The sequence below is a fragment of the Roseiconus lacunae genome (assembly GCF_008312935.1).
Classification (GTDB): Bacteria; Planctomycetota; Planctomycetia; order Pirellulales; family Pirellulaceae; genus Stieleria; species Stieleria lacunae.
The window spans coordinates 661,899-681,768 of the sequence record NZ_VSZO01000001.1; the positions used below are offsets into that span (position 1 = coordinate 661,899).

The following is a 19,870-nucleotide window of genomic DNA, read 5'->3' on the forward strand; positions in this document are numbered from 1 at the left end:
CTTTAGATTGCGATGAACCGTACTTTGATTTGGATCGCGGCGTCTTTTTTTGCCCTCATCGGATTGGTCTACGCGATGAGCCGCCCCGGTGGCAGCACCGTTCCGCGACAACCCAAACTGAATGCCGACGGTAGCGAAGCATCAATCATGTTGTTCTGCGCCGCGAGCAACCGTGCCGTGATGGAAGCGATCAAAGAACGCTATGAAGACGAATGTGGCACCCGAGTCGATATCCAATACGGCCCATCGCAAACATTACTGTCGTCGATCGAGGTGGCCGGTCAAGGTGATCTATTTTTGCCAGCCGACGATAGCTATCTGGCCATGGCCGAAGAAAAGGGGTTCGTAGCCGAAACGATTCCGATTGCGAAAATGCGAGCGGTGGTTGCGGTCGCCAAAGGCAATCCAAAAGGCATCAAGTCACTCGCCGATTTGAAGCGTGATGATGTTCGCTTGGTATTGGCGAACCCGGAAACTGCGGCTATCGGCAAGGTCACCAAAGATGTCTTGTCCGCTCAATCGAAGTGGTCCGACCTTGAAGCTTCCACCGTCGCGGTCCGTGCGACCGTCAATGAAGTCGTCAGTGACATCGCCATCGGTGCTGCCGACGCGGGAATCGTATACGACGCCGTCCTTCACACCTTTGAAGACGTCGACCAAGTTGTCATCGACGATCTCAAAGAGGCCTCGTCAACGATTGCCTTAGGTGTCGTTAAAAGCACCGAGCAACCCACCACGGCCCTTCACTTCGCCCGCTATGTCACGGCACAAGACCGTGGGCTGGAGTTGTACGAGCAATACGGTTTCGGAGTCGAAGGAGGTGACCAATGGGCGGAAACCCCGGAACTGTCAGTTTTCGCCGGATCTATGCTACGCCCCGCGATCGAAGACACGATTCGAGAATTCGAAGAGCGTGAAGGAGTTAAAGTCAATCGAGTTTACAACGGCTGTGGCATTTTGGTCGCCCAGATGAAAGCCGGTCAAAAGCCCGATGCCTACTTTGCTTGCGATCTAGAATTCATGAACCAAGTCCACGACCTCTTTCCCGAGCCAGTCTCGGTCAGCAACAACGAGTTGGTCATCTTGGTCCAAAGAGGGAATCCGAAAAACATCCGCTCGTTGAAAGACCTTTCGCGCGAAGGCTTACGGGTCGGAATCGGACATGAAAAGCAGTGCGCGATGGGATGGATCACGCAAAACACGTTTCGCGAAGGTGGAGTCCAGCAAGAGATTATGCCGAACGTGACGGTCCAAACTCCGACCGGTGACATGCTCGTCAATCAATTGCAAACGGGATCGCTCGACGCCGCCGTCGCCTACCTGAGCAATGCGGCCGGTGCGGCCGATTTTTTGGATGCGATTCGAATCGAAGGCATCGAGTGCAGTACGGCAATACAACCATGGGCGGTAGCTAAGGAATCCCCCTACCCTCAATTGGCGAGCCGGCTATTTGAAAGAATCTGCAGTGTCGAATCGCAAGACACATTCAAGTCGGAAGGTTTCAGTTGGCAATTGGAGCCAGCCGGTCGATGAGTCAATCGGATTCGGCAGAGGCGACTGCTTTTTCGTCAACCACACCGACACCGTCACATCAGACAAAATCGGTCGCTGCGACGCCCGACGATGCCCCGAAATCACGTGTTCGCAAACGCAGCGATGCGCCGTTCTTTATCGTCATGAGCGGCATTTCGGCGACGTTCATCTTGCTTATCGTTTTGCTACTCGTCGCCGACCTGCGGTTTACTTCGCTCTCGGATTTTCGCGATGCGCTCAGCAAGCCGGAAATCATTGCGGCGACGCGGTTGACGATCACCAGTTGTTCGGTGGCGGCGATCCTTTCGTTGTGGGTCGCGGTGCCACTGGGCTATCTACTCAGCCGGTATCGATTTCCGCTGCGCTGGCTGATCGATACGATCGTCGACATTCCAATCGTGCTGCCACCGCTCGTGCTCGGATTGAGCCTACTAATATTGTTCCATCAACCCATCGGCGACTGGCAACTGGAGCGTTTCCTTGGCGATAGAGGCTTTTCGGTGACTTACCGCTGGCCTGCCGTGGTCCTAGCCCAGTTTTCGGTGGCGTGTGCGTTCGCGGTGCGAACGATGCGAGTGACATTTGATCAAATCGACCCGCGAACCGAAGACGTCGCGCGAACACTTGGCTGTACTCGCGGGCAAGCATTTCTTACCGTCACTCTTCCACAGGCTCGACGTGGGATGATCGCGGCCACTACCATCGCCTGGGCGCGATCACTCGGGGAATTTGGGCCGATCCTTGTTTTCGCCGGAGCAACGCGAATGCGGACAGAGGTCTTATCGACGACCGTGTTTTTGGAACTCAGCGTCGGCGAATTGGACTCTGCCGTTGCCGTCTCCCTTTTGATGGTCGCCATGGCGATCGTTGTCCTGTTGATCCTGCGATTACTCGGGACCGGGCTAAACACATGATCGAGCTGAAAGACGTCAGGATCGTCGCGGGAGAATTTCGGCTCGATCACCTCTCGATGCAGATTCCGGCGGGAACCTATGCGGTACTCATGGGGCGGACGGGACGTGGCAAGACAACGATTCTAGAAGCCATCTGCGGACTCCGAAAAGTCGCCGCCGGCCAAATCCTGATGGACGGGCAAGACATGACCGGCTGGCCCCCCGGCGATCGCGAAGTCGGCTACGTCCCTCAAGACCTAGCGTTGTTTCCAACCTTGAACGTCGCCGAACACTTATCGTTTGCGCTGCGTCTGCGAAAATGGCCAAAATCGCGGATCAATGACCGGATCGAAGAAATGGCCGACTTGTTGGGGATCGATCATTTGTTGCGGCGGCGGGTGACTCACCTGAGCGGCGGCGAATCACAACGTGTCGCGCTCGGCCGCGCCCTCTCGTTCCGCCCCTCAATCTTGCTTCTCGATGAACCTCTGAGCGCACTCGATGATGCAACACGAAAAGATATCCAATCGCTACTTGCTCGGCTAAAGAAGACAGTCACCATCCTGCATGTGACGCACAACCGAGACGAAGCCGAAGCACTCGGTGACGTGCGGTACCAGCTTCATCGAGGTGAATTGTCGACGAGACCGATCAATAGTTAGGCAGAGTCGGATCGATCTGTTCCTTCCATGCCATGATCCCGCCGCGAAGGTTTTCGACGTTTTTAAATCCGGCCTCTCGCAGTTGTTTGACAGCCTTGGCGCTTCGCCCACCCATTTTGCAATGCACGACGATCCTTGCATTCGGATCGAGTTCCGACATTCGGTCGGGAAGATCGGCGAGCGGAATCAATGTCCCAGCAAGATTACAAATTTCGTATTCGTGAGCTTCGCGAACGTCCAACACCAAAGTCGGAGTCTTCGCTTGAAGCCGCTGTTGAAGTTCGGTCGGCTCGATATCGTACGGACTTTGCGGTTCTGGTCGCTTATTCTCGCCACCACAAAACTGGTCATAATCGATCAGTTCTGTGATCGAACGATGCTCACCGCAAACCGGACAATCGGGGCTGCGGTGAACTTTCAATTGCCGAAACTGCATGTCGAGCGCATCGATCAATAACATACGGCCGATCAACGGCTCTCCGATCCCTAGTAGCACCTTGATCGCTTCGGTAGCTTGGATCGTGCCCACCAATCCGGGCAACACCCCCAAGACACCTCCTTCGGCGCAATTCGGTATCAATCCAGGATCGGGGGCCTGTGGATAAAGGCAGCGATAACACGGTCCTTCGGAATGGCAAAGCACAGAGGCCTGCCCATCAAAACGAAAGATACTTCCGTAACAGTTCGGCTTTCCGAGCATGACACAAGCGTCATTGACAAGGTATCGCGTCGCAAAGTTATCGGTACCGTCGATGACGATGTCATAGTCGGACACGATCCGAAGAGCATTCTTGCTTGAGAGCCTTTCTTGAAACGGTTGCACTTTGACAAAGGGATTGATCTCGGCAATCCGCCCCGCCGCCGACTGCACCTTGGGACGACCGACATCGGAAGAATGGTGGATGACTTGTCGTTGCAAATTTGACTCGTCAACTCGGTCAAAATCGACGATGCCGATCCTTCCAATCCCGGCCGCCGCCAAATAGAGGCAGACCGGTGACCCTAAACCTCCCGCACCGACAACCAATGCAGAACTAGATTTTAGTTTCTGTTGGCCTTCGATCCCAATTTCGGGAAGAATCGTATGCCGGGAATAACGCAGATGCTCATCCCTGCTAAGCGGCTTCGTGAAAGACATCGAATCACTCATCCTCCCGCAATCGCGGGTACCAGCAGGATTTCGTCACGCTCGGTCACGACGGTTCGATCACCGTCCAAGTCGCGAATGTTTTGATCGTTGACAAAGACACCAACAAAGGAAGCGATTTCTCCCGTTTGGCAATACAGATACTCACGAAGAGCTGGGTATTCAACAACCAGTTGCTCGATCGCCTGGCCGACAGTGTCGGCGGTCGAGGGTACCTCCTTGGCACCGCTGGTATGTTTTCGAAACGCAGTCGGGATGATGATGTTCATTAAAAAATCAATTCGGACGATGATGTCCGACTAAGAGTTTATCGATCCACAGACGCCACAGTCCGCGCGTGGGCTAAATTTCAACGAATGAAAACGCATGTCACGCAAGTCCATCTTTAGCAGGCGGTTCTGCAGCGTCTCGCCGATTCCCGCGATGACCTTGATCGCCTCCATCGCCGCCAGACAAGCGACGGTACCCGAGACAGCACCAAAGACTGGAAACTGACGTGTCCAACTCGGTGGAGCCTCGGGATACAAGCACGCCAAGCAGCCCGTTTGCCCTGGCACGATCGTCGTGATCTGTGCCTCGAGTTCGTACATTGCGCACTCGACGAGAGGAATCCCCTGTTCGACCGCTTGTCGATTCATCGCAAAACGTTCGGGAAACAACGGCGCACAATCAACGATCAGATCTGCTTGGCTCGCTAAACCGGCGGCGTTCACTTCACTCACATTTTCGCCGACAGTCACCAGTTCCAATCGTGGATTGAGATCAAGCAGGCGACGGCGGATTGATTCGATCCGTGGCTTACCGATCCAATCGTGTGTCATCAACAGTTGACGATTGAGATCACTCGGTTTGACATTCCCGGCGTGAGCCAGCACCATCTTACCAACACCGGCAGCGGCTAACTCATAAGCCACCACGCTTCCCACCCCGCCGACACGACTGATCATGACCGACGCTGACTTTAAACGCTGTTGGCCGGCCTCTCCAAAATCATCGACCCACATCTGCCATTGGTACGTCTGACGCTCTTGTTCGGTGAGTCCCTGCGGTTCCTTCATACCATCTTCATCGTTAAGCGAGCCAATGCATTGCCACAAGTAGAACTTTCGGTCCCAAAGCCCTTCTCAGTAAGCCCTTCTCAGCGAATTCAACATTCCACCCGCCCATCAGCGGGAAGTCGATGGAGCGAGCACAACTTCCATCGCAAGCAGCCAATGCCACCGGAAGGCTCCGTAGCCAACGTCTGTTGAAGCACCCCGGATACTTTAACCGCAGTCTGCATGAACCGGCTAGTACGCCGTCGAGACCAAATGTCTGGGTTCGATTTATCCGGCGACGGTTGTTAGCCCCGTTATTGCATGGAATCCGTTATCGGACGGAATCCACGACTAACGCCATTCGGTTGATCGTCAATCCGAATAGTGACGGAGTACGTTAAGGTTCGGGAGGATCAGCGTCTCTTCACAACCGGTTCACTTCCAAATCAACGAAGCACGGTCACACCAATCGCAATCGCAGCTTGAGTTGCTCGATCAAAGATCGGCGCATCTGAGCATCGATGATCATCGACGTCCATAACAGCAACACCGCGATAAAGAGGAACCCTACCAACGCGGATGCTTTGCCGCCGGCGATACCAAGTAATGCGATTCCGATCAGAATAACGCCGTTGTCGAGCTTTAAACCATAGCGGATACAAATTCCAAACACGCTCAACAGCACGACCAGATGCGCCACCAAGGTCGAACCGACGACACCATTGATACCGAACCGCCCGATCAACAAATATCCGGCAACGAAATTGACGAGTAGTCCCAATAAGACGAAGCAGCTGGTGATCCATGCCTTTTCGATACACCACACGTAGTTCTGCGAGACCGCAGACACGGCGCCGATCGAACAGAAACACAAGGTCAATGGCAACAAGGCTTCACCGAGTGTGAATTTGTCTTTCCAAAGTTCGCCAAACAGAATCGGCGCGACCAACATGACGACCACCGATCCGGTTAGGCAAATCAATCCGACCGCCTTGATCATCAAGTTCATCTGCCTTCCAACGGATTCGGTTCGACCTTCCTCCCAGTCCTTCGCAAGGTAGGGCATCCCCGTTGATGCCGCCATCGCTCCGATCGACATCAACAACAATGGGAAAATGCATGCGGTATGGTATTGGCCGATCAGGTACTGAATCTCAACATCTGGATTCGGATAAAAGTTCACCAATAGCAATCGATCACAGAGCGAGAACAGATTCTCTAGCGCGTTCCCCACCCAAACCCAAATGGCGAACGGCAATAACGACCGCCAAAAGGTTGCTTGGTCATCCTTGATGGCCTGTGAATCACAAGTCTCGCCCTCTCGGTCGGTGATGACATAGCCGAATGCCAACAGAACGCCAACCAAGCAGGATGCCAGGTAGGAGACAACGACCCATTGAGCAGAAACTGTAAACAGCCGAAGCGTCGTGACACAAGCGAGTGCGAAGAACAGGGTTTGAATAAACTGAATTCTGAAGACAAATCGATTCAGTCGCTTGGCACTAAACCAACTACTTGCGAAATTGAAAAAGATAACGGCGGGTAGACCAATCGCTAGCAGACGAACGAACGATCGGTCGTCAGGGTTGCCAAAAAAATACTCCGCAACCACGTCACTGAACAACCATAGCGACGTGCACGTCAGCACCGTCATGATCAAACAAGCGGACAAGGTTCGTGACAAGAACTGCTTCTGCGCGCCGCGGGTTTCGTACTTTGCAAGAAACCGGCCGAACGCACCGGGGATTCCCAAGACGGTCAACGGAGCGGCCAACATTAGGAAGTTGAAAGCCAGGTCCCATTGCCCTACTTCATCTGCAGACAGGGCACCACACACGTAGAAACTACGAAAGAAGCCGATCGCGCGTTGGGCGATCATTAGGCAAGCGATCAGAAGCACACTTTTCGAAAACGTGTCTGCTGCGGTGTTGCGTCCTCTCGGTTGCTGCACCGATTCGGAAGTGGCTCGACTCATCTTTTCCCCGCGGCTCCCCCGCTACGACCGTCGCTTTCGATGGCTTTCGACATCGGTGGTTTGATGGTCAACGCTACATCGCAATGCAAAGTCGGTGATGCCTGTAGCGCCGCCAACGATTACACGATCACAAAGTCGAATCGATTGTGAGGTATTTAACGACCAAGCGTTGCCGTGATCAAAGAGACTGCGATAGTTGGGCACCCGAAGGCCCATGTCGGTTTGCCTCTTGCAGAGGGTAACCCACGTTTCATGAGGTCTAGCTCGCCCATGAGAATCTCGTGAGTCGAAAGACCCCATTCTGGAAACCGATCAATGCGAATGAATCGCCCGAGGGTGGTGGCTGCAGGTTGCAGTTTTCACCTAGGCTGGGGAACGCAGCCCCGACACTCGCGTTTTCGGATCTCGGCTTTCGAATTGGTTACTTAGACCGAATCAAAATCTTACAAAAACTGTAGTCAACCACGACAGCATGCATGCTGTTCGAGACGTGCGAATCGAAAAAGACACAAACTCCCTTGTCGTTTCGAGGAACTGAGGATTCATCATGCCCCTTCGCATCGAGCTGATCGATCGCTCGGAACTACTATCGGATGACGTGATCGAAGCGATCAATCGACTCGCACCGCATCCGTTCCAGCGTTTTGAATGGATGGGAAGCTGGCTAGAGGCATTTCAATCAACGGCATCCCCGTTTCTCTTGGCCGTCTACCAAAAAGACGAGATCATCGGTATCGCTCCTTGGTGTCTGCAACGACGTGCCATCGGCGGCCGGACGATTGCGTTTATCGGATCTGGAAAAGCCTGCACGGACCATTTAACGATTTCCGTGGGTGCCGGAAATAAACAACGTGTGACCTACGCGATTGCCCGATGGTTGACGGCCCCGGAACATCAATCGCTTTGGGATTCGCTGGAATTGGTCGGCGTCGACTTAAAAGACGAAACGATCAACCAGTTAGCTACGGCGTTAAACGAAGCCGGCTTAGACGTCGAACGCGAATCCGGCGACCCTTGTTTTGCCGTTCCACTTCCCGATTCCTGGGACCAATACGTTCAGCTTCGGTCGAAAAGCGGACGTCGTGAAATCCGCCAGTCGCTTCGACAGATCGAAGACGGAACACTCAAGCTTGACCGTATCCGGACATGCGAGGAGCTAGATTCTCATTGGCACCAGTTTGTTGCCCTGCATCAGAAACGCCGCGATGATGCCGGAACGACAAACTGCTTCGACTACCCCGGCTTCGATACGTTTCTGAAATTGGCGGCATCGCGGCTGCTCGAATCCGGCTATTTGCAGTTTTACCTTGCGTACGCCAACGACAAGCCGGTCTGTGCCCATTTTGCGATTGCTGACCAGGACACGTGGTCTTTTTATCAGTCGGGAATGGATCCGGATGCCTCAGCGATGCGTCCGGGACTATCGGTGTTTTGTCACACCATACGTGAGTCGATCGAATCTGGCCGCAAGACGTTCGACATGATGCGCGGTGATGAACCATACAAATTGCGATGGCGAGCCGAAGAAGTCGCGACCCAAGTGGTCCGCACGTACAGTCGCTCCGGCTTGGCACAGATTCGCAAACAGGTTTCGAAAACCGGTGTCACCTTCAAGAACATCGTCAAATCGGGCATTAGTCTCGGAACATCAAGAACCTAAAGGCCGGGACGATGTTAGACACTCGGCAAATCGGGTTACACGCTTACTACCTTGGTACGTCTTGGTGGCGCAAGCAGTCTCGTGAGAAACTCCGGCAGACAGGACAGTTGCCGGTTTGCTCGCTTTTTTATCACCGCGTCGCCGATGCGCATCCCAATCCCTGGTCAATTTCCTGTGCCGACTTCGAACGCCAAATTCGGTGGTTGCAACAGGAATTCGAGCTGATTTCGCTGCCCGATCTCCAACGGCGGGTCAGTAGCGGCAACAATGACCGCATGGCCGTTGCGATCACCTTTGATGATGGCTACGCCGAGAACATGGAATTCGCGATCCCGCTGCTCTTGGACCTGGGAATCCCCGTCACATACTTTGTCACCTTCGGCTTCATGGACGGGGAACGGGCGTTTCCACATGATCTCAAACGCGGGATCCCACTACCGACCAACACCATCGATGATTGTCGGTGGATGGCCGAGCAAGGAGTAGAAATTGGAGCCCATACGCGTTCCCATTGTGACGTCGGTGGCATCGCCGACCGGGCGATGCTCATTGACGAAGTCGTCACGGCGACCGAAGAACTGTCCGAAGCTATCTCGCGTCCGATTCGATACTTCGCGTTTCCCTACGGCAAACCGGAAAACATGAGTCAGGCGGCCGTCGATTTGACACGGCAGATGGGACTCAAAGGCGTTTGTTCGGCGTACGGGGCGTACAATTTTCCAGGCGAAGATCCCTACCATATCCAGCGAATCCATGCCGATCCCGAATTCATTCGCTTCAAGAATTGGTTGACAATCGATCCGCGAAAGACTTCGATTGGCCGTGGTTTCAAGTTTTTGGATTGATTGGTTTTCTCGGCAGCAACGAGCACTGGCGGTCAGCTTTAAAGGCAACGTAGACGCTGCCGCCAACTCGGGTCCACCAAGCGTTCTCGCCCCCTTAGAGCGACGGCTGATTGCTTGGTCTTTACCGTCTGACCAAAGACGCCGAAACGACAATCGCCGGATGCTTGACCAAAGTCATTCATCCGGCGTTGTCGTACTAATTCGTGGTTCAGTTTGCTCGCAGAGCGATCGTACTTTAGCACTGAATCAAGCGAATTTTTCCTTTGCCGTAGCGTTGCACATCCAGTTCGAAACTGTGATCAAGCGAAATCTTGTCCGGAGCTGGCAGCTCGATACCACCTTCGTAGTCAGCTTTTTGCAAAACCAAATGGCTTGATTCATGTGACGGCAGCAGATTGACCGCGATATTGAAAACTTCGCCGATATTCTCACGAAGGTTCTCAGCGATTTGCTTGGTCTGAATGCTTTCCTTGACGATCCCTGGAGGGATTTGGGTCAAAGCGGCACCCAGCGTTGCCGAACATGCGACGTCGGTCACGATGTATCCAGCCGGGTTGCCTTCGTCGTCAACATAGACGGCGACCGCGGCGGGCTCGACATCGTTGTCGCAATCGTTGGATTGAATCTTCAGTCCAAGCAGGTTTGATAGGAAAGAGCCGACATCTTCGGCGGTAACGTTAGAACTTGCAGTCGTCATGATTGACCTTCCGAGAGCAAAGATGGGGAACGAAGACATCCAAAGGGCTTGGATGTGGATGGAAAATTGGCACCGACGACTAAGTCAAAATTGGCTCAAGAGCGGCTTGAATCGAATCGGCGGTGAACGGTTTGGTAACCAGGAAGGCGGCACCGGCTTCGGTCGCCTGCTTTCGAGTTTCGACCGAGCTTTCAGACGTAATGAATCCGAAGCGAATGTTGTTTCCGGCTTCACGTACCTTCTGCAACAGTTCGATCCCTTTCATCTCCGGCATATTCCAGTCGGAAAGGATCAAGTCGGGAGACTCGCTTTCAAGTTTTTCAAGCGCTTCGACACCGCTCCCGGCTTCGATGACGGTGAAATCGCTCAGGTCGGTTTGTTTGAGCGTGCGAGTGACGATCATTCGCATCGCTTTACTGTCGTCAACGATTAAGATCTTCATCTAACTTCCTTCTGAAAATATATTCACCACAGGCAAATGCTGCCTTGGCAATGGAAACGGGAATGGGGGGATTAAGTTCGGTCTTTGAACAAGACGGTGATCGGTTCGCCTTCCAATTCGAAGGCTGTGGTCAACGCGTCTTCTGGTAGCGGTTGCGGGACCGGTCCGACACAAGGCAGCGACAAGGCACACTCTTGGTCGAAGATCCCTTTCACGTTTCCGCCGATGACATTCACGACTTCGCCGAGGGCGTCAAGAATCTCTTCTTCGGACAGCTCGTTTGCTTCGATCGCGAACATGGCAGTCGCGATTTTTGTAGCCAAATCGTGAGACGCGAACACCTGAATGATTGCGTTTCGGTCGCCACTGATCTGCACCGTGGCAGAGAGTGTTTCGTCGGTGACTTCTGGCGGCTCAATCGGCGACGCGTTGACATCAAGTTCAAGCATCGCCGTGAACAGGTCGTCGACCATCTGAGCGATCTCTTCGATCGTCACGGTCGATTCGTCTACCTGCTCACTAGCTACAGGGTCGATAGCAGACGGTTGCATCAATTTCTGTCCTCTTAAAGGGAACGTTAAGACCAATGGTTGTTTCGGCGGCACCGATAAATAAGTAGCCATCCGATCGCATCGATCGACGCATTCGGCTCAAAATGTCGGCCTTCGTTGACTGGTCAAAATAGATTAGGACGTTGCGAATAAAAATGATGTCGAACTGTCCGAGAAAAGGCCAAGCTGTCGTGAGGTTTAACCGTCGATAGTCGATCAGATCCGATAGTTCCCGCTTGGCATTCCAATGGGATCCTTTTCGTTCGAAGTATCTGACGAGGCTTTTCACCGGCAGCCCTCGATTGACTTCCAGCTGGGAGTAGGAACCCGATCGAGACTTCGCGAGCATTTCCTCGGAGAGATCTGTCGCCGTGATACTGACCTTCCAATTGGCAAGTTGAGGAAAGTGTTCGCGGATGACCATCGCAATCGAATACGGCTCTTGACCGCTCGAACAAGCGGCGCACCAAAGCCGAATCTCTTTCGACTTCTCGTTCTTTTTCATTAAGTCAGGAATCACCGACTTTCGTAGCGCCTCAAAAACATGCATGTCCCGAAAGAAGCTTGTTTCGTTGACGGTGACCGCTTCAGCAACTTGCTTGGACAAAGAACGATCGTTCGTCGCGCGCAGCTTCGCAACCAAAGCGGTGACGTCGCCGAGTCCGACCGTGCCGGCTAGTGGGGCCAGACGCTGTTCGAGCATGTAGACTTGCCTTGGGGCGATCACATTGCCGGAGTGTTTGGCAACAAGATCGCGAAGGAAGTCAATGTCAGCGGTTGCTAAAGGCATCGTTGCGTTTAATCCCTGGAGTTGATCAAATTGTGCTCGCCGATTTCTCGGCAAGCACAATCCGAGTGACTTCATTCGCCATCTGATCGATCGGCAGAACTTTTGTGGCTAAGCCTGCCTTGACAATCTGTCCGGGCATCCCCCAGACAACACTCGATTGCTCGTCCTGAGCGATCACCGGGGCGCCGCAGTCCCTTAGTCTTTTGGCCCCATTCATCCCGTCTTGTCCCATACCGGTCAGGATCACCCCGAGTGTCTGATTTCCAAAACAATCGGCAAGGGAATCGAACATCGGATCGACCGATGGCCGGCATGAATTCACCGGTGGGTTCTGATCAAGTTTCACCACGACAGTTGATTGAACACGAGCGACCGTCATGTGGTAGTCGCCGGGTGCGATCAACACCGCCCCCGATGACAGCGACTCTCCGTCAGTCGCCTCACGAATCGGTCGTCCCGTTTGACTGGCCAACCGACCGGCGAGCAATCCCGTGAATACCGGAGGCATGTGCTGCGTGATCAGAATTGGTGTCGAAAAATCCTTCGGTAAACCACCGAGCAACTTCATCAATGCTTGCGGCCCCCCGGTGGAAACGCCAACACCGACCGCGGCGATTCCGCCGGCGGACTTTACCAACGGGCGGACACTGTCCGATTGCGACCCCACCGCCGGTATCGATGCCGGTGCCGGCGACGGGGCCGCTTGAATGCTAGATGGATTTACTTGCTCCAATTTCGACAAGACGGGCTGTACGTGGGGCTGAGCCCATTGCATTACCTTGGGAATCAAATCACGCCGCACCGATGCCATTGCCTTGGAGATATGCCCCGCACCGATCGGTTTGGTCGCGAAGTCAGATGCCCCGGCTTCGATCGCGTCAAAGGACGCCTCGGCACCGCGACTGGTCAACGAACTGAACATGATGATCGGCACGGTTCGCGACAACTTTCGGATCTCGCGGACCGCATCGACACCGTCCATCACCGGCATCTCGACATCCATGATGATGACATCGGGTTTGACCTTGGTCACGTTGGACACCGCTTCCAGCCCGTTTTCGGCCTCGAAGACGACGTTTAAGCGAGGCTCGCTTTGCATCGAAGCTTTGAGCAATCGTCGCATCACCGATGAATCATCACAAAGCAAAACTCGGATTTCGTTGGACATGAGCCTTCGTTCTCCGTTGTTTATGCCAAGTCGGAGTGATCGGTACCGGCTGCACTGAGTACCTCGCCAAAGACTTCGTCGATCACTTGGTCGCGATCTTCAAGCAGCTCAGGGTGTCCCAGCTTAGACAGCGCGTGGGCACCACGGTTTAGCCCGACGTCATAGCCATTGTTTTCTTCATAACGTTGAAAGTGACTTGCGAGATGATCTGCGGCTGCGACGAGTGCGATCAACTCTTGATTGGGGTGGTGGGTCTCGGGAAGGTGATGCAATTCGATCACGGCGACCAATGAACGGGGAAGTTTGTTGTATTCGGCGAACCATGCTCCGAACTGACAGTGATCAATCCCCAACACTTGTCGTTCGCGGGAAAGGAATTCACTTTCTTCCTCGAATGACATCGGGTCCGCTTCGGCGAAATCTTCGGGTGCGGCGACGGCCAGCAGCAAACGCCCGAAATCATGCAACAACCCGGCAGTGAACTCTTCCCCTTCGAATCCGAAACGCATTTTTTGATTCAGGTGTGACGCTACCGTTGCGGTGCGAAAGCTATGCTGCCAGACGATCTCGCGAACCCACTCCTGTTCCAACGGCATGTTCTTCATCAAACTTGCGGCACTGGAACTGATGATCAGGTTTCGTACTTGCTTCAGCCCGAGCCGCACGACAGCCTGGCGAAGACTGACGACCGGAGTGCTAGCCGAAAAGATCACACTGTTGCTGATCTTAAGTGTCTCGGTGGCTAACTTGACGTCACGCTCGATGACGTTGGCAAGTTCCTCGGTGCGGCACTCAGGATCGTTGGCGAGTTGCAATGCTTCGCTCGCGACGGCGGGGAGCATCGCCAATTGATCCGCCCGGTCCAGCAACGTCTGTTTCAACGCATCGGCGTTAGGACTAACTTTGGCGGTCATTGCATTTCCTTCCAGTACGAAAAAGGTATCAAGGTATATTCGGGGTTAGGCTTTGGCGGCATTCATATCGACGCCGATTAAACGAAGCTTTTCGACAAGGATTTGTTTGGTAAACGGCTTCATCACAAACTCGTCGACGCCCGCCATTAATGCACGGGCCATTTGCGCCGGCTCTGTCTCGGTTGTCACCATGACAAGCTTCTTGTCGGCAAGATGGTCGATCTTGCGAACCGCCTTGACGAACTCCAAACCGTTCATTTCGGGCATATTCCAATCGACCAGGACCACTTCGACTTCGTCTGCCGCTGAAGTGAGCTGTTCGAGTCCCTCTCGTCCGTCCCCCGCTTCGATCACGTCAAAGCCAAGACTTAACATGATGGAACGGAGGATGCGTCTCATCGCGCGGGAATCATCAATGACTAAAGATTTCATCACTTTTACCTTTGACCTCGCGGAGCAGCCAGAATGTCAAACGCTGCCGGTTGTTGAAACTTGGCTGGCCACTAGTCAGGTTGCCGCCAGTAAATTCGAATTTTGCGTTGCTTAGGGAACACGGACTCACGGCCCGCCGGAAGCCCGCCAAATGCCTTTTAAATCTTCACCCGCGATGGCATTCGACCACGAAAAAAGGGGATCAAATTGATCCCCTCGCGCTTCGCCCGAATAAGAATGCTGGAGCCGAACCTGGCTTGCAAAGTCACTATGATTCTCAATCCGGTGGCGAACGAAATGACGTCACCGTCGTGATCGAACTAGAACGACCCCAAGTAGGAATCTTCCTGAGCCTCGGCGAGTCGATACTTCCCGCCCGAAGACGCTTCGGAATTCACGCTAGCTCCTGTATCGGATCGCGACTTGGAACTCGATACCACTTTCCCTTCAATGGTATTGCGTGCTTCGCCGACGAGGTGCAACAGATCTTCGGCGAGTCGATCGATGTCGGCCGCCGTATCTAGCGTTTGATCGGAATAGGTCGTCGCGCTTTTTGCTGCGGTAGCGACTTTGGTGATGCTCTCGACAATTTCATTGCTGCCGGCGGCAACTTCACCGATATTACGGGAGATCTCTGACGTCATTGCAGTCTGTTCTTCGACCGCACCGGCGATGGCGTTTTGACTCTCGCTAATCTCCGAAATGATTTGGCTGACCGAACCAATCGCAGTGATCGCTTCTTTGGTATCACCTTGAATCGTTTCGATACGTCCGATGATGTCCTCGGTTGCTTTACTAGTTTCTTTTGCCAGTTCTTTGACTTCGTTGGCCACGACCGCAAATCCTTTTCCCGCTTCGCCGGCACGTGCCGCTTCGATGGTCGCGTTGAGGGCAAGCAAATTCGTTTGTTCGGCGATTGAGTTGATCACTTTGATCACGTTGCCGATCTCGCCGCTACTATCGCCTAAACGAGTGATGGTGTCATTGGTCAAGCTAGCCGCTTCCACCGCATTTCTGGCGACGTTGGCGGCGTTCGAAGCGTTGGCAGAAATTTCTTTGATGCTCTCTTCGAATTGATCTACAGCCGTCGCGAGCGTTTGGGCATTCGAGCTTAACTGCCGAGCGACACCACTGGCAAGCGTGGCTTGATCGGACGTCTGCTCGGAATCTTCTCGCAAGCGTCGACTGACCTTGGTCAATTCTTCGTTGGATAGCCGGCGAAGATCGTTTGCCGACAGTCGCAGTGGCTGCACGGTCTGCTGGGCGATGTACCACCCAACGCAGCCGAAAACCACCAAGACACCGAATGTCGCGGCAAGTGAAATATTTCGCCGGGTCTGAATCACGCTGCCAACCTCCGCCTCCTTTTCCGCATTGCGTTCGGCGGTCAAGTCGATCACTTGATTGATCGATTCTTGGTGTGCGACAAACGCCTGACGCATCGGCCCTCGGATCAGCATTTGTGCTGCGCGAGCATCGCCGCCAAGACAAGCGGGAATAAACGCCGTCTCCAGCAGCTCGAAGAATTCAACCGCAGGCTGGTAGCAGTCGGTGTTCTTGATCTGTTTAATTCGACTATCCTGCAGATGCGTATTCCAGTAGGCGTATCGATCTGCAAACTCACTCTTCAAAGTTTTGCAGTGTGCGACATGTCGTCGAATCGTTTGTTCTTCCGCCCCCTGGTCCACCTCATTCGCCATATGAAGCGCGAGGGCATAGGGTTCGATGATGTAGTTCGACGGCGGACGCATGTCTGCGATCAGGTCTTTTCCGTCAATGATTTCGTTGTAGTAAGGCCCGTTGACTTTCGCGATTTTCAAGGTCGTCCAGGACCAAACCCCGTAACCGATAAAACAAAGGGAGACGACCGCAACCAAGAGTCCAATTTTGGCCCGGACGGTGAATCGACTAAGTAACACTGAAGTAGCCTCTGGAAGTAAATGATCAATCATTGTTGTCGTCTGTAATCGCTTTCGTTCACAATGCGATTACCACCACCATGTCGTTACACGGGAATCGCCAAAACCCGTTCAATGTCGAGAATCAAAAGCAATTTACCGTCTAGCTTGAATGCCCCGGTCAACATCTCGCGTTGTTGGCTCTGGAGCGTTTCCGGCAAAGGCTCAAAGCGATCTCGATCGACTTGCACCACGTCACCGATCTCGTCAACGAGCAGGCTGATCGGACCTTCTTGAGAACGCACGACCACGTTCATTGGTTTTCGTTCGGACTGGGATGGTGGCATTCCGAGGACGTAACGGAGGTTCAGAGCACTCACGATTTGTCCTCGCAAGTTCATCAACCCATGAACGACGGCCGGCGCGAGAGGAACAGACGTCGTGGGATGGGTTCGGATCACCTCTTGAACCTGACAAACCTCGACTCCGAATAGCAAGTCGTCGACTCGGAAGGTGCAATAAGATTCAAGTTGTTGGCTGGTTTGTTGCGACATGACTGTTATATATTTCGCTACGAACGATTGAATCGTCGAGACTCGTGAAACGGTTCGAATGCCAATCCGTGTTCTTGTGATGAGCAAGTCGGCTTTCAAACGAGGCATCCAACCGAACGAGAGTTTGGTCGGGGCGGTCGAGTGAGTCCTACTTTGCAGAACGTTTAACGCTACGTTGCAAAAACAGGTACCTTGCCGAATATTGCTCAATCGCAATGACGCTATTGCCTCACCAATGCGAGGATGTTCCGACGCCCTGACTGACGACCTCTTGAAGGTTGATAATTTGCGTCACCCGATCTTGAATCACACTGCGACCCGAGGAAACATCTTCGGTACGACTGAGTTGCTCGTGGACAATGTCAACGATTTTGCCGACCACGATCCCAACACTTTGCCCCTCGTGTGAATACACCACCGTGTGTAGCCGTCCGCGAGTCTCTTCGCTGGGGTTTGGGTCACCGAGTTGTGGACCGAGTGAAATTAGCGGCAAAATTTGGCCGCGATACTGAACGACATAGTTATGCCCGCTGCGTTCAAGTTCCTCACAGGTGAACTCCTCAAGCCGAGCCACCGATGAAAGCTGGATCGCCGCGCGGGTACCGTCACCAGAGTCTATGATTAATACTGACTCGCCGTCTTTGGTTCGACTCATCCCGCGATGTGCGTGTTCTCGTAGGGATCGGTCACGATGTTCGGTCAAGACACAGCTTTTCTGAGCGATGCCGATCACATCGAGAATCAGCGACACGGTTCCGTCCCCCATGATCGTCGCACCGGCAAACGCACTAATATTTTTCAAGTGATTCCCGAGTGGCTTGACAACAATTTCCTGGGTATCAGTGATCGCTTCGACCACCAATCCGAACTGCCGATCCTCGGCTTGCAAGACCACGATATTGACGGCTTCGGATTCGGATCGATGTTCGCCATACGATCGCAAACCGAGCTGCTCGTCCAAGTAAACGAGCGGCAATAGCTGTTCGCGCAAACGATAGACCGGGACATCGTGAATGTATTCGATTTCCCGTTGTGCGCGTTCTCCGTCAAGACGCACAAGCTCCAACAAGCTGACTTGTGGGATCGCGTATTGACCGCCCCCGGCTTTGATGATCAAGGCGGGGATGATGGCCAACGTTAGCGGTATTTTGATCCGCAGCGTTGTACCTTTCCCGGCTTCGCTTTGGATTTCCAAGGTCCCGCCGATGCGTTCGATATTGGTTTTGACGACGTCCATTCCAACGCCGCGACCAGAAACGTTGGTGACCTTTGGAGCGGTCGAAAAGCCGGGCAACAAGATCAAATTGGTCAGCTCTCGTTCGCCCATCGTTTCGGCTTGTTCTTGACTGATCAAGCCTTTCTCAATCGCCTTGTCTCGAACGCGGTCGCCATTGATCCCGCCGCCGTCGTCAACGATCTCGATGTTGACCTGACCGCCTTCATGAAAGGCACGAAGGCACAACGTTCCTTCCTCGGGTTTGCCGGCAGCTGCTCGAACGTCGGCGGATTCGATCCCGTGGTCGACAGAGTTACGGACGATGTGTGTTAAAGGATCCTTGATCGCTTCAAGGATCGTTTTATCAAGCTCTGTATCCGCGCCTTCCATCACCACGCTGACCTTCTTTCCGCACGATGCCGAAAGGTCACGAACGACTCTCGGAAGCTTGTTCCATGCGTTGCGAATCGGTTGCATCCGAGTCTTCATCACGCCTTCTTGGAGCTCCGTCGTGATCAGATTCAAACGCTGGCTCGCGGCGGCCATCGCTGGATCGTCAGTCGAGCCACTGAACTGCATGATTTGGTTTCGCGCCAGCACGAGCTCGCCAACCAAGTTCATCAATTTGTCGAGCAATGCGACGTCGATCCGCACCGTGCTGTCGACGACCGAAGCCGATTTCTCGCTGCCTTCACCCGACTTTCCAGTCTCACGCTTGACGGGCTTACTAGGTGCCGGCGTTGACGCGGACGGTTTCGGTGATTCGGAAGACGCTGTTGACGCAGCCTCGGAAGCAACGGAAGCAGGTGTCGCGTCAACCTTCGAGACCGTATCCCCAGGGGAGTCACCTGATTGAGAAGCAGCCGTTGTCTCGGCTGAAGCTTCCGAAACCTCCTCCGATGGCTCGACGGCAGATTTCGGCTCCGGCTCCATCGCTGGTGCACCAGTTTGCGAAGAATCAGGCTGGGTTTCTTCGACAGCAGGGGCTTCTTCGACAGCAGACGCCTCGCTTGTCGGCGTTTCTGCTACGGGGATTTCCTCCGCAGGCGTTTCGGTACCGCCACCGCGACGGCTATCCAAGGCTACCTGTAGACGTGAAACGAGGTCGGCATAGTCGTTGTCGCCTTCGCCTTGTCCCGACTCCAGCATGCTAAGGATTTCACGAATCGCATCGACCATTTCCAAAAGCACATTGGCGATGTCACTGGAAAGCTGAAACTCTCCGTCGCGCAAAGGTACGAGCAAATTTTCGCCGACATGTGCGACTCGTTCCAAAGTTGGCAAGGCCAAGAAGCCAGAGGTCCCCTTGATCGTGTGGACCGTTCTAAAAATGCTAGCCAGACGTTCAAGATCATCGGGCGCATCTTCGAGCGCAAGGAGATCGTCGTCGAGCGTGTCCAAGCTTTCATAGCTCTCGACCAAAAATTCATTAATGATTTCGTCGAAACCTTCCACG

19 protein-coding genes are annotated in these 19,870 nt (G+C 53.8%); 5 read left to right on the forward strand and 14 right to left on the reverse strand.

Annotation, left to right across the window (positions count from 1 at the left end; all coding sequences use genetic code 11):
* The first annotated feature begins 12 nt into the window (after positions 1 to 12).
* Genes modA through FYC48_RS02220 form a run of 3 tightly spaced genes read left to right on the forward strand, consistent with a single transcriptional unit; the run spans position 13 to position 3,088 of the window.
* Entirely contained in the window at positions 13 to 1,533 is a 1,521-nt protein-coding gene (modA, locus tag FYC48_RS02210; protein ID WP_149495052.1) for a molybdate ABC transporter substrate-binding protein, read from the forward strand.
* Entirely contained in the window at positions 1,530 to 2,447 is a 918-nt protein-coding gene (locus FYC48_RS02215; RefSeq protein WP_200836516.1) for an ABC transporter permease, read from the forward strand. The genes modA and FYC48_RS02215 overlap by 4 nt, the downstream gene beginning before the upstream one ends.
* Entirely contained in the window at positions 2,444 to 3,088 is a 645-nt protein-coding gene (locus tag FYC48_RS02220; protein WP_149495053.1) for an ABC transporter ATP-binding protein, read from the forward strand. Before FYC48_RS02215 ends, FYC48_RS02220 begins: the two co-directional genes overlap by 4 nt.
* On the opposite strand, the gene moeB is transcribed toward FYC48_RS02220, so the two are convergent.
* The 4 genes from moeB to FYC48_RS02240 form a co-directional block, all read right to left on the reverse strand.
* Positions 3,078 to 4,226: a molybdopterin-synthase adenylyltransferase MoeB gene (moeB, locus tag FYC48_RS02225; protein WP_149495054.1), complete on the reverse strand. Its 1,149-nt coding sequence runs from the start codon at positions 4,224 to 4,226 to the stop codon at positions 3,078 to 3,080. The two genes, FYC48_RS02220 and moeB, sit on opposite strands and share 11 nt — an antisense overlap.
* Positions 4,227 to 4,234: 8 nt before the next feature.
* The gene (locus FYC48_RS02230) at positions 4,235 to 4,504 is read right to left on the reverse strand and encodes a MoaD/ThiS family protein (protein ID WP_149495055.1); all 270 of its coding nucleotides are present in this window, start codon (positions 4,502 to 4,504) and stop codon (positions 4,235 to 4,237) included.
* A gap of 30 nt (positions 4,505 to 4,534) precedes the next feature.
* Complete coding sequence (locus FYC48_RS02235; RefSeq protein ID WP_149495056.1) at positions 4,535 to 5,293, reverse strand: HesA/MoeB/ThiF family protein; 759 nt, start codon at positions 5,291 to 5,293, stop codon at positions 4,535 to 4,537.
* A 439-nt stretch (positions 5,294 to 5,732) separates the two neighbouring features.
* Positions 5,733 to 7,247, reverse strand: a complete 1,515-nt coding sequence (locus FYC48_RS02240) for a lipopolysaccharide biosynthesis protein (RefSeq protein ID WP_149495057.1) — start codon at positions 7,245 to 7,247, stop codon at positions 5,733 to 5,735.
* Positions 7,248 to 7,794: 547 nt separating this feature from the next.
* Here FYC48_RS02240 and FYC48_RS02245 point away from each other — a divergent pair.
* Entirely contained in the window at positions 7,795 to 8,907 is a 1,113-nt protein-coding gene (locus FYC48_RS02245; protein WP_149495058.1) for a GNAT family N-acetyltransferase, read from the forward strand.
* Between the two features lie 11 nt (positions 8,908 to 8,918).
* Positions 8,919 to 9,752, forward strand: a complete 834-nt coding sequence (locus FYC48_RS02250; RefSeq protein ID WP_149495059.1) for a polysaccharide deacetylase family protein — start codon at positions 8,919 to 8,921, stop codon at positions 9,750 to 9,752.
* 235 nt (positions 9,753 to 9,987) lie between these two features.
* On the opposite strand, the gene FYC48_RS02255 is transcribed toward FYC48_RS02250, so the two are convergent.
* The 10 genes from FYC48_RS02255 to FYC48_RS02300 all read right to left on the reverse strand — a co-directional run bounded on the left by FYC48_RS02255 (position 9,988) and on the right by FYC48_RS02300 (position 19,869).
* Positions 9,988 to 10,449, reverse strand: a complete 462-nt coding sequence (locus FYC48_RS02255) for a hypothetical protein (RefSeq protein WP_149495060.1) — start codon at positions 10,447 to 10,449, stop codon at positions 9,988 to 9,990.
* Positions 10,450 to 10,528: 79 nt separating this feature from the next.
* A complete protein-coding gene (locus tag FYC48_RS02260; RefSeq protein ID WP_149495061.1) occupies positions 10,529 to 10,891 on the reverse strand; it encodes a response regulator in 363 nt (120 codons plus the stop codon).
* A 71-nt stretch (positions 10,892 to 10,962) separates the two neighbouring features.
* A complete protein-coding gene (locus FYC48_RS02265; RefSeq protein ID WP_160149282.1) occupies positions 10,963 to 11,442 on the reverse strand; it encodes a chemotaxis protein CheX in 480 nt (159 codons plus the stop codon).
* Entirely contained in the window at positions 11,411 to 12,232 is an 822-nt protein-coding gene (locus FYC48_RS02270) for a CheR family methyltransferase (protein ID WP_160149283.1), read from the reverse strand. Before FYC48_RS02270 ends, FYC48_RS02265 begins: the two co-directional genes overlap by 32 nt.
* A 25-nt stretch (positions 12,233 to 12,257) precedes the next feature.
* Positions 12,258 to 13,400, reverse strand: a complete 1,143-nt coding sequence (locus FYC48_RS02275; RefSeq protein ID WP_149495064.1) for a protein-glutamate methylesterase/protein-glutamine glutaminase — start codon at positions 13,398 to 13,400, stop codon at positions 12,258 to 12,260.
* A 20-nt stretch (positions 13,401 to 13,420) separates the two neighbouring features.
* Positions 13,421 to 14,314 carry an HDOD domain-containing protein gene (locus FYC48_RS02280; RefSeq protein ID WP_149495065.1) on the reverse strand — a complete coding sequence of 298 codons (894 nt, stop codon included), beginning with the start codon at positions 14,312 to 14,314 and terminating at the stop codon, positions 13,421 to 13,423.
* 45 nt (positions 14,315 to 14,359) lie between these two features.
* On the reverse strand, positions 14,360 to 14,746 hold the full coding sequence (locus FYC48_RS02285; RefSeq protein WP_149495066.1) for a response regulator: 387 nt from the start codon (positions 14,744 to 14,746) through the stop codon (positions 14,360 to 14,362).
* A gap of 320 nt (positions 14,747 to 15,066) precedes the next feature.
* Positions 15,067 to 16,665 (reverse strand): methyl-accepting chemotaxis protein, encoded by a 1,599-nt coding sequence (locus tag FYC48_RS02290; protein WP_235034029.1) that lies wholly within the window; start codon positions 16,663 to 16,665, stop codon positions 15,067 to 15,069.
* 86 nt (positions 16,666 to 16,751) lie between these two features.
* Positions 16,752 to 17,198, reverse strand: a complete 447-nt coding sequence (locus FYC48_RS02295) for a chemotaxis protein CheW (protein WP_149495068.1) — start codon at positions 17,196 to 17,198, stop codon at positions 16,752 to 16,754.
* 229 nt (positions 17,199 to 17,427) lie between these two features.
* Positions 17,428 to 19,869, reverse strand: a complete 2,442-nt coding sequence (locus tag FYC48_RS02300) for a chemotaxis protein CheA (protein WP_149495069.1) — start codon at positions 19,867 to 19,869, stop codon at positions 17,428 to 17,430.
* Between the last annotated feature and the right edge of the window lies 1 nt (position 19,870).

Bases quoted from the DNA above. Each gene is read 5' to 3' on its own strand.
- moeB (WP_149495054.1), bottom strand. From the start codon at position 4,226: ATGTCTTTCACGAAGCCGCTTAGCAGGGATGAGCATCTGCGTTATTCC.
- FYC48_RS02260 (WP_149495061.1), bottom strand. From the start codon at position 10,891: ATGAAGATCTTAATCGTTGACGACAGTAAAGCGATGCGAATGATCGTC.
- FYC48_RS02270 (WP_160149283.1), bottom strand. From the start codon at position 12,232: ATGCCTTTAGCAACCGCTGACATTGACTTCCTTCGCGATCTTGTTGCC.
- FYC48_RS02295 (WP_149495068.1), bottom strand. From the start codon at position 17,198: ATGTCGCAACAAACCAGCCAACAACTTGAATCTTATTGCACCTTCCGA.
- FYC48_RS02275 (WP_149495064.1), bottom strand. From the start codon at position 13,400: ATGTCCAACGAAATCCGAGTTTTGCTTTGTGATGATTCATCGGTGATG.
- FYC48_RS02215 (WP_200836516.1), top strand. From the start codon at position 1,530: ATGAGTCAATCGGATTCGGCAGAGGCGACTGCTTTTTCGTCAACCACA.
- FYC48_RS02285 (WP_149495066.1), bottom strand. From the start codon at position 14,746: ATGAAATCTTTAGTCATTGATGATTCCCGCGCGATGAGACGCATCCTC.
- FYC48_RS02250 (WP_149495059.1), top strand. From the start codon at position 8,919: ATGTTAGACACTCGGCAAATCGGGTTACACGCTTACTACCTTGGTACG.
- FYC48_RS02230 (WP_149495055.1), bottom strand. From the start codon at position 4,504: ATGAACATCATCATCCCGACTGCGTTTCGAAAACATACCAGCGGTGCC.
- FYC48_RS02220 (WP_149495053.1), top strand. From the start codon at position 2,444: ATGATCGAGCTGAAAGACGTCAGGATCGTCGCGGGAGAATTTCGGCTC.
- FYC48_RS02240 (WP_149495057.1), bottom strand. From the start codon at position 7,247: ATGAGTCGAGCCACTTCCGAATCGGTGCAGCAACCGAGAGGACGCAAC.
- FYC48_RS02245 (WP_149495058.1), top strand. From the start codon at position 7,795: ATGCCCCTTCGCATCGAGCTGATCGATCGCTCGGAACTACTATCGGAT.
- FYC48_RS02265 (WP_160149282.1), bottom strand. From the start codon at position 11,442: ATGCAACCGTCTGCTATCGACCCTGTAGCTAGTGAGCAGGTAGACGAA.
- FYC48_RS02235 (WP_149495056.1), bottom strand. From the start codon at position 5,293: ATGAAGGAACCGCAGGGACTCACCGAACAAGAGCGTCAGACGTACCAA.
- FYC48_RS02280 (WP_149495065.1), bottom strand. From the start codon at position 14,314: ATGACCGCCAAAGTTAGTCCTAACGCCGATGCGTTGAAACAGACGTTG.
- modA (WP_149495052.1), top strand. From the start codon at position 13: ATGAACCGTACTTTGATTTGGATCGCGGCGTCTTTTTTTGCCCTCATC.
- FYC48_RS02255 (WP_149495060.1), bottom strand. From the start codon at position 10,449: ATGACGACTGCAAGTTCTAACGTTACCGCCGAAGATGTCGGCTCTTTC.